The organism is Kitasatospora sp. NPDC054768, assembly GCF_053612025.1.
Genome location: NZ_JBSHBN010000016.1, coordinates 1 through 13757 on the forward strand (window position 1 = coordinate 1; position 13757 = coordinate 13757).

General features: G+C 73.0%; 10 protein-coding genes. 3 read left to right on the plus strand and 7 right to left on the minus strand.

Annotated features, from left to right (window positions below):
• Window positions 1-128: 128 nt before the first annotated feature.
• Window positions 129-791: a LysE family translocator gene (locus ACWGKU_RS07150; RefSeq protein WP_401049022.1), complete on the minus strand. Its 663-nt coding sequence runs from the start codon at window positions 789-791 to the stop codon at window positions 129-131.
• Between the two features lie 167 nt (window positions 792-958).
• Between ACWGKU_RS07150 and ACWGKU_RS07155 the strand changes: the two genes are divergently transcribed.
• Complete coding sequence (locus ACWGKU_RS07155; protein ID WP_452177913.1) at window positions 959-2305, plus strand: aminotransferase-like domain-containing protein; 1347 nt, start codon at window positions 959-961, stop codon at window positions 2303-2305.
• A gap of 114 nt (window positions 2306-2419) precedes the next feature.
• Here ACWGKU_RS07155 and ACWGKU_RS07160 read toward each other — a convergent pair whose 3' ends face one another.
• Genes ACWGKU_RS07160 through ACWGKU_RS07170 form a run of 3 tightly spaced genes read right to left on the minus strand, consistent with a single transcriptional unit; the run spans window position 2420 to window position 5900 of the window.
• Window positions 2420-3325 carry an SDR family oxidoreductase gene (locus ACWGKU_RS07160; RefSeq protein ID WP_452177914.1) on the minus strand — a complete coding sequence of 302 codons (906 nt, stop codon included), beginning with the start codon at window positions 3323-3325 and terminating at the stop codon, window positions 2420-2422.
• Window positions 3322-4329: an alpha/beta fold hydrolase gene (locus tag ACWGKU_RS07165; RefSeq protein ID WP_401049028.1), complete on the minus strand. Its 1008-nt coding sequence runs from the start codon at window positions 4327-4329 to the stop codon at window positions 3322-3324. The genes ACWGKU_RS07160 and ACWGKU_RS07165 overlap by 4 nt, the downstream gene beginning before the upstream one ends.
• Window positions 4326-5900, minus strand: a complete 1575-nt coding sequence (locus tag ACWGKU_RS07170; protein WP_401049030.1) for a flavin-containing monooxygenase — start codon at window positions 5898-5900, stop codon at window positions 4326-4328. The genes ACWGKU_RS07165 and ACWGKU_RS07170 overlap by 4 nt, the downstream gene beginning before the upstream one ends.
• A 213-nt stretch (window positions 5901-6113) precedes the next feature.
• Here ACWGKU_RS07170 and ACWGKU_RS07175 point away from each other — a divergent pair, with 213 nt between their 5' ends.
• Entirely contained in the window at window positions 6114-6890 is a 777-nt protein-coding gene (locus ACWGKU_RS07175) for a MerR family transcriptional regulator (RefSeq protein WP_452177915.1), read from the plus strand.
• A 59-nt stretch (window positions 6891-6949) separates the two neighbouring features.
• A complete protein-coding gene (locus tag ACWGKU_RS07180; RefSeq protein WP_452177916.1) occupies window positions 6950-7990 on the plus strand; it encodes an ABC transporter substrate-binding protein in 1041 nt (346 codons plus the stop codon).
• 102 nt (window positions 7991-8092) lie between these two features.
• Here the strand turns inward: ACWGKU_RS07180 and ACWGKU_RS07185 are convergent, their stop codons facing one another.
• The 3 genes from ACWGKU_RS07185 to ACWGKU_RS07195 all read right to left on the minus strand — a co-directional run bounded on the left by ACWGKU_RS07185 (window position 8093) and on the right by ACWGKU_RS07195 (window position 13686).
• Window positions 8093-9025: a CPBP family intramembrane glutamic endopeptidase gene (locus ACWGKU_RS07185; RefSeq protein WP_401053321.1), complete on the minus strand. Its 933-nt coding sequence runs from the start codon at window positions 9023-9025 to the stop codon at window positions 8093-8095.
• Window positions 9026-9468: 443 nt separating this feature from the next.
• Window positions 9469-11106 (minus strand): M4 family metallopeptidase, encoded by a 1638-nt coding sequence (locus ACWGKU_RS07190; protein WP_452177917.1) that lies wholly within the window; start codon window positions 11104-11106, stop codon window positions 9469-9471.
• A 501-nt stretch (window positions 11107-11607) separates the two neighbouring features.
• The gene (locus ACWGKU_RS07195; protein ID WP_452177918.1) at window positions 11608-13686 is read right to left on the minus strand and encodes a serine/threonine-protein kinase; all 2079 of its coding nucleotides are present in this window, start codon (window positions 13684-13686) and stop codon (window positions 11608-11610) included.
• Between the last annotated feature and the right edge of the window lie 71 nt (window positions 13687-13757).

Sequence of the window (13757 nt, forward strand, 5' to 3'; positions counted from 1 at the left end):
GTCACCGGTCAAGGTCAACTCGGCCATCGGCCGACCCATGCGTGCCATGGGAACAGGCTACAGATATGAAGCGGATTTCAGGCGCAGGACACTAGCATCTCGCACCTGGACCGCTACGGCCTCGGCTCTCAGACCGCCACGGCCTTGGCGCGGTCGGCGGCGATGTGCACGGCGAGGCCGGCGAGGACGGTGCCCATCGCGTAGCGCTGGATTCGCAGCCAGCCGGGGCGGCGGTTGAGGAAGGCGGCGATGCCGCCCGCGCTCACCGCGATCAGGCCGTTGACGGTGATCGCGATCGCGATCTGAACCAGGCCCAGCAGCAGGCTCTGCACCGCGACGTGGCCGCGCTCCGGGGCCACGAACTGGGGCAGCAGCGAGATGTACATGATGGCGATCTTGGGGTTGAGCAGGCAGGTCAGGAAGCCCATCGCGAACAGCCGGCGCGGCGGGTCCGGCGGCAGCTGCTGCGGGGCGAAGACCGCCGTGCCGCCCGGCTTGACCGCCTTCCAGGCCAGCCAGAGCAGGTACCCGGCGCCGGCCAGCTTGATCACGGTGTAGAGGGCGGGCACCACGGAGAACACCGCGGCCACTCCCGCCGTCACCGCGACCAGGTAGACCAGGAAGCCGGCCGCGACCCCGGTCAGCGAGATCAGCCCGGCGCGGCGGCCCTGCGCGATCGAGCGCGAGACCAGGTAGATCATGTTGGGCCCGGGCGACAGCACCATGCCCAGGGCCACGGCGGCGATCCCGAGTACGGCCCGGCCGTCCACGGCCGATGTCAACGCGTCCATGCGAGGAGGCTAGGACGGACCATTGGGTCGATGCAATGATGACTTTGCACTCGGTGCAATGTGGGCCGGGGCCCCGCGTGAGCCGGCGCATGGGCCGTCGCGTGGGCCGGCGCTTGGCCGGCGCGCGAGTCCGCGAGCAACGAGGGACCTCTGGAGGCCGACCGCCGATGGACGACTACCGCCTGATCGCCGACCGGATCGCCGCCGAGATCGCGGACGGGCGACTGCGGCCCGGCCAGCAGCTGCCCACCCAGCGCGCCTTCGCGCGCAGCCGGGGCATCGCCAACTCGACCGCCGGACGCGTCTACCGGGAACTGGCCCGGCGCGGGCTGACCGTCGGGGAGGTCGGGCGCGGGACGTTCGTCCGGGCCGGGCGCGCACCGGACGGCACCCGGGTGCCGCTCGCGGAGCCGGCCTCCGCCCCCGTGGACCTGGAGCTCAGCTACCCCTCCGTCCCCGGGCAGGCCGAGCTGCTGGCGGGCGCCCTGGCGCCGCTGCTGCGTCCGGACGCGCTGGGCGACGCCTTGCGGCCGGTCGGCGCGGCCGGGACGGTCGCGGCCCGGCGGGCGTTCGCGGGCCTGGTGTCGGCCGGCTCCTGGGAGGTCGGGGCGGAGCGACTGCTGTTCGCCGGCAACGGGCGGCAGGCCATCGCCGGGGCCCTGTCCGCGCTGGTGCCGCCCGGGCAGCGGCTGGGCGTGGAGGAGCTGACCTATCCGGTGGTCAAGGCGGTGGCGGATCGGCTGGGCATCGTACTGGTGCCGCTGGCCGTGGACGAGCACGGACTGCTGCCGGAGGCCGTGGCCGCCGCCCACCGGGCCGGGCCGCTGCGCGCGGTGTACGTCCAGCCGCGCCTGCAGAACCCACTCGGCGCGAGCCTGCCGCAGGAGCGGGCGGTGGCACTCGTCGCGGTGCTGCGACGGCTCGACCTGCCGGTGGTCGAGGACGCCATCTGGTCCTTCCTGCGGCCCGAGCTCGCGCCGCTGGCCGCGCTCGCGCCGGAGCGCACCGTGCTCGTGGACAGCCTCTCCAAGCGGCTCGCCCCGGGGCTGACCACCGGGTTCGCGGTCGTCCCGGCGGCGTTGCGCGAGCGGGTGGCGGGGGCGCTGCGCTCGGGCGGGTGGACGCCGAGCGGTTTCGCGCTGGAGGCGGCGGTGCGCTGGATCGGGGACGGCACGCTGGCCGCGGTGGAGGCGGCGAAGCGGGCCGACGCGAGGGCCCGGCAGCTGCTGGCCCGCGAGGTGCTGACGGGACGACGGCTGCGGTCCGACCCCTGCTCGTACTACCTGTGGTGGGAGCTGCCGACGGGCCGACGGGCGGAGGCCTTCGTCGCGGAGGCGGCGCGTGCCGGGATCTCGGTGACGCCCGCGGCGGCCTTCGCCGTCGACCCCCGGCGCTCGCCCTCCGCCGTCCGGGTCGGGCTCGCGTCCCCGCCGCTGCCGGTGCTCGCGCGGGCGCTGGAGACGCTGGCGGGGATCGCGGAGGGGGCGGGTGAGCGGCGAACGGACGACAGCTGACAGATTTCAAAATCTGTCGGCTGTCAGCCGTCATCTGTTCGCTGTCGTCCGTCGGCTGTCAGCTGTCCGCCGTAGGCCCTTCGCCCTCAGTCCTCAGTCCTCAGTCCTCACCCGTCAGTCGCCCGCGCCGCTCCGGCTCCCCCGGACCGCGGTGTCCGCCGCGCCCCCGGCGCCGACGGCGCGCAGGCGGCTCGCCGCGGTGGCGGCGAGCTGGGGTGCGATCCGGGCCACGTCCCGGGAGCCGACCACCGCGATCAGGGACGGCAGCAGCCAGCGGACCGGCTGCATCCCGCGCAGCCAGGCCTGCGCGTAGACGTGGGCGGACCGGCGGGCGATCCCGGCGACGATCCGGTCCACCGCGGGCTCCAGCGGATACGTCTTGTTCGCCGGCCACGGCAGCCGGGAGCGCATCTGCTTCAGCACGGCGTCCTGGTCGGCCCCGCGCACCATGTCCGTGTCGGTCCAACTCAGGTACCCGACACCGACCTTGACCCCCTGGTAGGCCACCTCCGCACGGATCGAGTGGGCGAAGGCCTCCACCCCGGACTTGCTGGCGCAGTACGCGCTCATCAGCGGCGCAGGGGTCAGCGCCGCGAGCGAGGCGATCTGGAGCAGGTAGCCGCGGCTCTCGGCGAGCGCCGGCAGGAACGCCCGCGCGGTGGCCACGCTGCCGAGCAGGTTGACCTCGATGACCCGGCTGAACGCCTTGTGGTCGCTGTCGGCCAGCGGACCGCCGATGGCGATCCCGGCATTGGCGACGACGGCGTCGATCCGACCGTAGTGCTCCTTGATCCGCCGGGCGGTGTCCTCCAGCGCGTCGAGGTCGGTGACGTCCACCTCCCAGCTGCTCGCGGACGGCCCGCACTGCGCGGCGGCGGCCTTCAGCTCCTCCGGCTCCAGTCCCAGCAGGGCGACCTTGGCCCCGCGCCGGGCGAGCTTGCGGGCCAGCGACGCACCGACGCCGCGCGCGGCACCGGTGACGACGACGACCTGCGCGGACAACGGCGGGATGGCGTTCATGCGACGGCGGTCCTCTCATCGACGGAAGCGGAAGCAGCACCGGCGGGAGCACCACCGGCCGAAGCAGCGCCGGCCGAAGCGGCACCGGCCGGCGCGGACGCCAGGTACGCGGCGGCCATCCGGTGGATCTCGGCGGCGACCTCGTCCGGGCGCTCCAGCGGCGACATGTGGCCGACCCCGGGCAGCAGCAACAGCCCCTGCGCGTCCTGGAGTTCGGCGACGATCCGGTGGGCGTGCACCGGCGGGGTCAGCCGGTCGCCGGTGCCGACCACCACCGCCGTGGGCGCGGCGAGCCGGGCGAGCCCGGCGTGGACGTCCAGCCGGTCCAGCACCGCGGCCCAGTTGGCGCGGACGGCGGTCGGGCAGGCGTGCACGATCCGGGCCGTCGCCTCGACCTGGCCGGCGGACGAACCGGGTCCCATGGTGGCGTACTTGAGCGCCACCCGGCTGACCGGCGAGACCGGCCCGAGCGGCATCCGGGAGCGCAGCAGCTGCCGGTGCAGGAAGCGCCGCAGGCCCCGGGGTCGTACGGCCGGTGGCAGGACGGTGAGTTCGGCCACGAGGTCGCCCGGCCCGGTGGAGATCAGGACGGCCGCCGCGGTGCGGTCGGCGACCTCGGGGCGGCCGCCGGCGGCCATGATGGTCATCCCGCCCATGCTGTGCCCGGCGAGCACGGCCCGCTCGCCCGCCGGAACGGTCCGCGCGAGTACGGCGGACAGGTCCTCGGCCAGCGCCCGGGTCGAGTAGCGGGCCCGGCTCGGCGGGATCTCGCTGTTCCCGTGGCCGCGCTGGTCGTAGGCCACCACCCGGTAGCGGTCGGACAGCCGGCGGATCACCGGGGCCCAGAAGGCGGTGGAGCAGGTCCAGCCGTGGGCGAGCACCACGGTGGGCGCTCCGGGCCGGCCGTGCACCTCGACGTGCAGCCGGATGCCGTCCGCCGACCGGACGCTCAACTCCTCCACCGGACGCGGCGGTTCGTAGTCCTCGGGCAGCCGGGCGCTCACGCGGAGACCTCCTGGGCGGTGGTGCGGGTGGCGGCCGGTGCGGCGCGCATGATCAGCTCGTACTCGCCGAGGTCGACCTTGCGGGTGGCCCGGCGGAACGAGGTGGTGGAGCCGGGCCAGAGCACGGTGTTCTTGCCGTTCGGGTCGAGGTACCAGCTGAGGCAGCCGCCGGTGGTCCAGACGGTGCGGTCCATCCGGTGCTGGAGTTCGAGGTTCCACTGCCGCTGGGCGCGCGCGGTGGGCTGCATCGCGGCGGCACCGATCGAGCCGAGTGTGGTCAACGCGTCGATCATGTAGTTCAGTTGGGACTCGATCATGAGGATCATCGAGCTGTTGCCGAGGCCGGTGTTGGGCCCGATGACGAAGAAGAGGTTCGGGAAGCCGTGCACGGTCGAGCCGCGCAGCGCCTCCATGCCGTCCTTCCACTCCTCGGCCAGGCTGGTGCCGTTGGCGCCGAACACCCGGGCGCCGATGGGCATGTCGGTGACGTGGAAGCCGGTGCCGAAGACGATGGCGTCCACTTCGTGCTCGCTGCCGTCGGCCGCGACCAGGGTGGAGCCGCGCAGTTCGCGCAGGCCGGAGGAGACGACCTCGGTGTTGGCCGCCGCGAGGGCCGGGTAGTAGGTGTTGCTGAGCAGGATGCGCTTGCAGCCGATCCGGTAGTCCGGGGTGAGCCTGGCGCGCAGCTCCGGGTCGCGGACGCCCTGGGCGATGTGCCGCTCGGCGAGCCGCTGGACCAGGCGCAGCAGCCCGGGGCGGCGCACGAAGGCGTCGACCTGGATCTCCCGGAGGGCGAAGAGCGTGCCGCGGCGGATCTTCGTGGTGACCGGCAGGCGGCCGTGCAGCCACCTCTCCAGCTGGGTGATCTCGCGGTCGCGACGGGGAAGCACCCACGCCGGGGTGCGCTGGAAGACCGTCAGCTTGCCGACCCCGGGCTGGATCGACGGGATGATCTGGGCGGCGGAGGCGCCGGTGCCGACCATCGCCACGCGCTTGCCGGTCAGGTCGAAGTCGTGGTCCCAGCGGGAGGAGTGGAAGACCTTGCCGGGGAAGCCGCTCAGTCCGGGCAGGTCGGGGATCTGCGGGTCGGCGAGCGGTCCGGCGGCGGAGACGACGGCGTCGGCGGTCCACTGGCCGGCCGAGGTGGTGATCCGCCAGCGGGTCTGCTCGCTCTCCCAGCGGGCTTCCAGTACTTCGGTGTTGAAGCGCAGGTGGGGGCGGAGACCGAAGACGGTGGCGACCTTTTCCAGGTAGGCGCGGATGTCCGGCTGGCCGGAGAAGCTGCGCGGCCAGTCGGGGTTGGGCGCGAAGGAGAAGGAGTAGAGGTGCGAGGGAACGTCGCAGGCGCAGCCGGGGTAGCTGTTGTCCCGCCAGGTGCCGCCGACGGAGTCCGCCCGTTCCAGCACCACGAAGTCGGTGATCCCGGCGCGACGCAGTCGGACCGCGGCGCCGAGGCCGCCGAAGCCGGAGCCGATCACCGCCACCCGGACGTGCGGGGCGGGCTCCTGCGCAGCGGCGGTGTCGGTCGCTGCGGACGCGCCGGAGCGGGGGCGCTTGCTGCTGGGTGCCATGCGGCAAACCTCCTGAGGGTGGGACGGTGATCGTCGCGCTCTCCCGGGGTCGCGGCCCCGGAACCTCCCGGGGGCTCGCCTCCGGGACCCTGCCAATCGCGCCAGTAATCACTGGCATGGTTGGCAGGGTAGCCCTTGCTGACACCGGATGGAAGAAGCACGACGGCTCCGGTTCGGGGAACCTTCCGGGCCGGCGGTCCTATGCTGATCGCCGTGGACAAGGTCAGAGCTGCTGCGGGCGACAGAAAACGCGAGTACCGGGTGGAGGAACTGGCCGAGGCCGCCGGCATCACCACCCGCACCCTGCGCTTCTACCGCGAGCGCAAACTGCTTCAGCCACCCCGCAGGGAGGGCCGCATCGCCTGGTACGGCGAGGAGCACCTGGCCCGGCTGCGGATGATCGGTGAACTGCTCGAACGCGGCCACACCCTGGGTGGCATCGCCGAGCTGATCGGTGCCGGCGAGAGCGGGCGGGACGTCGCCGAGCTGATCGGACTGGAGGCGGCGATCGTCGCGCCGTGGTCCGACGAGACCCCGGTGCGCCTGGACTGGGACGAACTGAAGACCGCGTTCGGCGACCAGCTCACCGAGGAGAACACCGCCGAGTCGATCGCCCAGGGCTACATCACCGTCGAGGAGGACGGCATCACCCACGTCAGCCGCCGGCTGATGGACGCCACCACCGAGCTCGTGGCGGAGGGGGTGCCGCTCTCGGCCGTACTGGAGGCCAGCCGGCGCACCCAGGAGCACGTGGACGCCATCGCCGAGATCTTCATCGAGGTGGTCAGCGAGCACCTGCTCAGCGCGCTGGCCGCCGACGCCCCGCTGCCGCCCGGAGCGGCGGCCCGGCTCACCGAGCGCATCCTGCGCGTCCGGCCGCTGGCGCGTACGGTCGCGGACGCCCAGTTCGCCCTCGCGATGGACCGTCGGGTGCACGTCGAGTACACCGAACTCCTGCGCCAGCGACGGGAGAACGGCTCCGAGGCGTAACCGGGCCACTGTCCGGGCAGGGATCCCCGCGTCCCGCCCGCACGTTGGAGGTACCGCCGATGCCCCGACCGCTCAGCCGCCGCGCCGCCCTCGGCCTCGCCGCCGGGCTCGCCCCCGGGGTCGTGCTCACCGCCTGCGGGTCCGGCTCCCCGGCGCCGGGTGTCGGCTCGGCGGGCTCGACCGGTTCGACCGGTTCGACCGGTTCGACCGGTTCGACCGGTTCGACCGGCGGCGGCTCGGCAGGCGGAACGCGGACGGTCCGGCACGCGCGAGGCGAGAGCACCGTGCCGGCGCGGGCGAGCCGGGTGGTGGTCCTGGACACCGACGCGCTGGACTCGGTGGTCACCCTCGGCCTCAGCCCGGTCGGCGCCACCACCGTCACCGCGGGCGCCCCCTTCCCCGCTTACCTGCCGGCGGAGCGGCTGTCCGGGACGAAGCCCGTCGGGGCGATCGGCCAGCCCGGCCTGGAGACGATCGCGGCACTGCGGCCGGACCTCATCCTGAGCAACCAGGTCCGCGACGACAAGCGCTACGACGAGCTCTCGAAGATCGCGCCGACGGTGCTCTCCAGGACCACCGGCCCGACCTGGAAGGAGAACGTCCGGCTGCACGCCGAGGCACTGGGCCGCCAGACCGAGGCCGAGGCCGCGGACGCGGCGTACCGGACCAGGCTGCGGGACCTCGTGACCGCACTCGGCGGGCCGGCCAGGGCGGCGGCCACCCGGGTCGAGATGGCCCGCTTCCTGGCGGGCGCACCGACCAGGCTCTACCTCAACGACACCTTCGTCGGCTCGCTGTTCAAGGACCTCGGGCTCGGCCGGCCCGCCAACCAGGACAAGCCCGGCTTCTCGATGGAGATCAGCCCCGAGCAGGTGGACCAGGCGGCGGCCGACGTCATCTTCTATTCCGTGTACGGGGACGCGGCCAAGTCGGACCGGGGAAGGATCACCGAGGGCGCGCTCTGGAAGAGCCTGGACGCCGTACGCAGCGGGCGGGTGTTCGGCGTGGACGACAGCCTGTGGATGCTCGGCATCGGCTACACCGGGGCCGGGCTGATCCTGGACGAGATCCGCAGGGACCTGGCGCCGGCGGGCGGGTGACGGACGACAGATGCCTGATGACGGATAACAGATGATGAAATCTGTCATTCGTTATCCGTCATCCGTCGCCCGTCACCCGTCATCCGCCCGCCGCCCGGGCGGTCACCACTGCCCGTACCGCTCCGGCCGCAGCCGCCCGGTGCATGCGAGGAAGGCCACGAACCCACCGAGGACGATCCAGCCGGGCCAGCCGGCCAGCGACATGGTGAGCGGGTCCAGCTCGGCGCCCGGGGCGGCGAACTCCCGCACCATCGACACGCTCATGCTGCTCGCGAAGGCGTGCGCCAGCACCGCCGGGACCACCGACCCCGAACGCAGCCTCAGCCAGGTGAAGACCGGCAGGACGAGCACACAGCTCACCGTCAGCGCGGGCACCGCCAGGTACCAGGGCCGCCCCGGGTACTGGCCGCCCATCAGCAGCGTCGGCAGGTGCCAGAGCGCGAAGGCCGTTCCGGTGAGCACGTACGCCCGCACCAAGGCCGCCGTACCGCCACCGCCTCCGCCCTCGCCCCGGCCGAGTCGCAGCAACCGGGGGAAGAGGAAGCCCTGCCAGCCGATCTCCTCACCGAAGAACAGCGGCAGCGACAGCACCATCCCGATCGAGCCCTGGAGCGCCCACGATCCGATCCGCCCGGCGTCCAGCGATCCGAAGCCGGCGAACGGGTAGCCGCCCGCCACCGCACCGAGCACCAGCGTCGCGGCCGTCAGTCCGCCGAGCACCCCGAGCGGCAGCAGACAGGCCCGGACCGCGCGGGCCCGCGGTCGGGGCCACCGCAACGCGAGCGCCTCCCGCACCCCGCCGCCGCGCTCGACGAAGCGGACCACGAGCAGGGCCGCCAGCGCCGGGGCCAGCATGGCGGCCCCGATGCAGAGTTGTTCCAGGGCGCCGACCTCCTCACGGGCGTCGGCGCGCCGGTAGCCGCCGGCGAGCAGTGGTGTCATGGCCGCCCACATCCCGGCGTAGGCGAGCACCAGGTAGACCAGCAGGCCGCGCCATCGGACGGCGCTCGGCGGGTTTTGCTTCAGTAGCGTCATGCCGGGGACGCTACGGACCCGGGGGTTCGCCCCGGAACCAAGTTCACTGCCGTTACCGAGGGTTGTCCACTACCACCGCGATGGTCGAGTTTTCTGGGTGTACGGAGGCCCGGTGGAGGTGCTACTTCGCGCCCCGCGCTCCGCCGCCCGCCACCGGCCGTTCCGCGAACCTCCTCCGAAGCTGCACGAGAAGGAAAATTGACGTATCGTCAGGCGCCATACAGCGGGAGCGACGGTGGTCCGCTCACCGTCGCTCCCGCCGTACTCCCCCTCCGTACTCCCCCGCCGTACTCCCCCGCCGGCCGGCACCCACGGCCCGGCGGGGCCTCGACTCCTTCCCGGGCCCGGGCCTGATCGGTCCAGGCCCGGGCCGGCCCGGTTCCGACCCGGTTCCGGGCTCGGCTCATGCCCGAGGTCTCACCGGAACCGGCGCCGGACTCGGCTCAGTTGACGTTGACGGCCGTCCAGGTGGCGGCGACGGCGTTGTACTCCGCGCTGCCCGATCCGTACAGGTCCGCCGCCGCGCTGAGGGTGCCCGCCCGGGCGCCCGCGTAGTCGGTGGTCGAGGTGAAGTAGGTGGTCAGCGCGCGGTACCAGATCTGCGCGGCCTTGTCCCGCCCGATGCCCGCGAGCGTGGAGTTGTCGTACGTCGGGCTGTTGTAGCTGAACCCGTTGACCGTCTTCGCGCCGCTGCCCTCGGACAGCAGGTAGAAGAAGTGGTTCGCCACTCCGGACGAGTAGTGCACGTCCAGGTTGCCGACGTTCGCGTCCCAGTAGTCCGCCGAGGCGCCGTCCTTGCTCGGCTGGTCCATGTAGCGCAGCGGGCTGCCGTCGCCGCGCAGGTTGATCAGCTCGCCGATCCAGTAGTTCGGCGGGTTGGAGGGCAGGTTGGCGTACCACTCGACCATCGTGCCCATGATGTCCGAGGTGGCCTCGTTGAGGCCGCCGGACTCACCGGAGTAGTTGAGGTTGGCGGTCGCGGCGGTGACGCCGTGGCTCATCTCGTGCCCGGCCACGTCGATCTCGGTGAGCGGCGCGGTGTCGTTGTTGCCGTCGCCGTACGACATGCAGAAGCAGCTGTCGTCCCAGAAGGCGTTGACGTAGTTGGAGCCGTAGTGCACCCGGCTCAGGGCGCCGACGCCGTCGTTGCGGATGCCGCTGCGGCCGAAGGTGTTCTTGTAGAAGTCCCAGGTGGTGGCGGCGCCGAACTGGGCGTCCACGGCGGCGGATTCGCGGCTGTTGACCGTTCCGTCACCGAAGTTGTTGCTGGTGTTGGCGAACAGCGATCCGGTTCCGTCGGTGCCGCCGTTGAGGTCGCTGGTGGACTGGTCGCCGCGGCTCGCGTCCTTGAGCGAGTAGCTCGAACCGCTCTGGGTGGTGGTCAGCGGGACCTGGCCGACGAAGACGCCGTTGCCGGTGCCGGCCGCGGTCTCGATCGTCTCGTGCGTGGCGAGGACCCGGCCGTCGGCGGCGTCGGTGACGAGGATCTGGCGGCTCGGGGTGCCGTCGGCGCGCAGGCCCTCGACCGTGGTGCGGTACGCCAGGCGCGGGGTGCCGTCGGTGGCCCAGACCACCAGCTCGGCCTGACCGGCCCGGTGGACCTCGGTGAGCGGCGACTCGTCGGCGTCGGCGCTCACCCCGACGGTGGCCTTGACTCCCGCGGTGACCTGGGCGACGGCCTGGTCGGCGGCGATCTTCGGGGTCAGGCTCGGCAGCGCGATCCGGGCGGCGACCGCCTTGTCGACCGACTTCACCGAGCCGTCGGCCTTCTGGTGGACGACCAGGTCTCCACCGATCACCGGCAGGCCGGCGTAGATGCGCTCGAAGCGCAGGTGGCGAGTGCCGTCCTTGTCCACCGCGGCGTCCTTGGCGACCAGTTGCTCCTTGTCGCCGAGCTTGAGCGCCTTGGCCAGCGGGCCGGCCTGACCGGCCGCCAGCTTGAGCGCGGTCGCGTGCTGCTGGGCGGCCTGCACCCGCAGCGAGGGGGTGGGAGCGGCCTGGGCGGCGGTGCTCACCTGGATCACACCGGTCAACAGGGCCGTGGCCGAGAGCACGGCGACGGCTGCGAGCTTACGCTTCACGAACGAGTCCTTCCGGGAAACCGCGTCAGGGCGCGGTCGCACCGCGTCCCGGGGGCCGGGTCGGCCCTGTGGGGCGGGACGGGTGCTGGCGTGCGGGAACCCCGTGCAGTCGAGCGGCTCGCCACCAAGGGGTGGGGGTGGGGCTACCGCCAGGGGGTGACCAGAAGCATGACAATCCAGCAGATGAATTGACAGGTCTGCTTCATTGATTGGCCAGGTCCCGCCATTGGGTAAAGAGCGTCCAATCGGCAGATGAATCGGGGCAATTCACCGCATCCCGCCAAGGGCTTCGAGCAGAGCGACGGCCGATCGCCTGCACCTACGGGCACTCGCTCACCGAACGCGGGCCCGGAGCACCTGGCAGGCCGACCGTCGATCGACTTTTACATGTGTGTAGAAGATTCCATACAGTCCCTTGACACCCGGGTGGCGAGGTTCCGCCACCTGCCCCCCTTGCCCGCCGGAAGGGAGGCTGCTACCGGCCCGGGTCGGCCGGGGCCGTCACTGGAGCCGCCACTCCTGGGCGGCGTTGCCGGCGGTGCAGGCGACCATGGTGACCGCGCTGCCGGGGCCGTTGTTGGTCATGCAGACCTGGTTCTGGTAGTCGCCGAGCGTGTACGAGCCGGCCGAACTTCCGCTGCGGACCGTCCAGTTGGTGAGGAAGCTGAACCCGTTGCTCAGCACGACCTTCCCGTCCATCGTCTGGACCAGCTGCGGGCCGCCGTTGTTGCAGGCGTTGAAGAGGATCCACGCGCCGGGATTGGTCGAGCGCACCCAGCCGTACTGCGAGTGACCGCCGACCAGGATCGGGTTGTCCCCGCTCAGGTTGTCGTCGCGCATCCCGATCGTGCGGCCGTCCTTCACGCTGACGATGGTGCTCCAGCTGTTGCCGCCGCAGGACGGCGGCCTGTTCGCACCTGACGAGGTGTTGCCGGTGCCGCTCGTGGTCTGGGCCGGGGGCTGCGGGTTCTGGTCGGCGGGCGGGTTGGGCGGGTTGCCACCGCCGGGCTTGTTCGCCTGATCGGCCGGTGATCCGCCCGCAGCCGTACCCGTACCCGCGCCCGTACCACCGCTCCGGCCGCCGCCCGCACCGCTCGAACCGCCCGCACCGCCCGCACCGCCGCTGCCGCCCTGTCCGGCGGCCGGCACCGGGGGCACCGGGGCCTGCGGCTGGCCCTGGCCGGCGGCGGGAGCCGACTGGTCGGGGCCCGGGGTGGCCGCCGGAGTGTCGGTCGGCGCCGAGGTGACCGGCGCGGTGGTGGTCGCGGGCGCCGCGGTGGCGGTGCCCGGGTTCGCCGGCACGGTGACCACCACGGTCGGCTGGGCGCCGGGTGTCAGGGCCGCGTCGGAGCCGCCCGCCCCGCGGTCGACCAGCAGCACGGTCGCCGTGCCCATCGAGATGACGACGGGGATGACGATGGGCACCAGCAGGGCGCGCCGCGACCGCTTGCGGCCGGGCTCGGTGGGAGCCTGCGGCTCCACCTTCGCGACCTCGTCCGCCGCCGGGGCGCCGCCCACGGCGGGGACCACCACGGCCCCCGCCTCGGCCGGGTCCGCCCCGGCGCCGCCCTTGATCAGTTCGACAGCACCGCCCTTGTCCGCCGCACCGCCCTTGGCCCCCGCACCGCCATCGGCCGCCGCACCGTTCTTGTCCGCCGAGCCCGCGCCGGCCCCGAGCGGGATGGTCCCGCTGCCCTCGGGGCCTGCCTTCCCGGGTGCCTGCGCGCCGCCCGCGCCGCCGTCCCTCACGAGTGCCGCACGAGCCGCTCGGGCCGCCGCCGCCATCGCGGCGGCGTCCGCGTACCGTTCCTCGGGCTTCTTGGCGAGCGCCCTGGCCACCAGCGCCCGCACCGACACCGGGAAGGTGTCCGGCAGTTCCGGCACCGGCTGGTTGACGTGCTTGAGCGCGATCTGGAGCGGCCCGTCACCGGAGTACGGCGGCGCGCCGACCAGCAGCTCGTAGCAGACCACGCCGATCGAGTAGAGGTCGGTGGCCGGTCCGAGGTTCGCGCCCTCGGCCTGCTCGGGGGACATGTAGAGCGCGGTGCCGATGATCGCGAACGGGGCGGTCAGCTTGGTGCTGGCGAGTGCCCGAGCGATGCCGAAGTCGGTGATGGCCACCCGCCCGTCGACCCGCACCATCAGGTTGGACGGCTTGATGTCCCGGTGCACGATCTCCCGCCGGTGCGCGGCGTGCAGCGCGTCCAGGGCGCCGGCCACCAGGTCGAGGGTGCGCTCGACGCTCATCCGGCCGGTGTCCTTGAGCACCCTGTCCAGCGGACGGCCGTCGATCAGCTCCATGACGATGTAGGCGCAGCGTTCCTCGCCGTCCCCGCCGCTCTCGCCGTAGTCGTGGACGCCCACCACGCCGGGGTGGTCGACCGCGGCGACGAGCTGGGCCTCGCGGCGGAAGCGCTGGGCGGAGGTGTCGTCCTCCAGCAGCTCCGAGCGCAGGATCTTGACCGCGACCCGGCGTGCCAGCACGGTGTCCTCGGCCCTCCAGACCGAACCCATCGCGCCGCCGCCGATCTTCTCGACCAGCTCGTACCGCCCGCCGAGCACGGTGCCCGCCCCGCTCATACCCCTGCCCCCCCGTGTTCCGTGCCCCGCCCCGACGGGTCATCGGCACACAGTGTGCCAGAGCGGGTTAC

Coding starts and splice junctions, on each gene's coding strand:
- ACWGKU_RS07160 (WP_452177914.1), bottom strand. CDS start 3,325: ATGAACGCCATCCCGCCGTTGTCCGCGCAGGTCGTCGTCGTCACCGGT.
- ACWGKU_RS07170 (WP_401049030.1), bottom strand. CDS start 5,900: ATGGCACCCAGCAGCAAGCGCCCCCGCTCCGGCGCGTCCGCAGCGACC.
- ACWGKU_RS07195 (WP_452177918.1), bottom strand. CDS start 13,686: ATGAGCGGGGCGGGCACCGTGCTCGGCGGGCGGTACGAGCTGGTCGAG.
- ACWGKU_RS07185 (WP_401053321.1), bottom strand. CDS start 9,025: ATGACGCTACTGAAGCAAAACCCGCCGAGCGCCGTCCGATGGCGCGGC.
- ACWGKU_RS07180 (WP_452177916.1), top strand. CDS start 6,950: ATGCCCCGACCGCTCAGCCGCCGCGCCGCCCTCGGCCTCGCCGCCGGG.
- ACWGKU_RS07155 (WP_452177913.1), top strand. CDS start 959: ATGGACGACTACCGCCTGATCGCCGACCGGATCGCCGCCGAGATCGCG.
- ACWGKU_RS07150 (WP_401049022.1), bottom strand. CDS start 791: ATGGACGCGTTGACATCGGCCGTGGACGGCCGGGCCGTACTCGGGATC.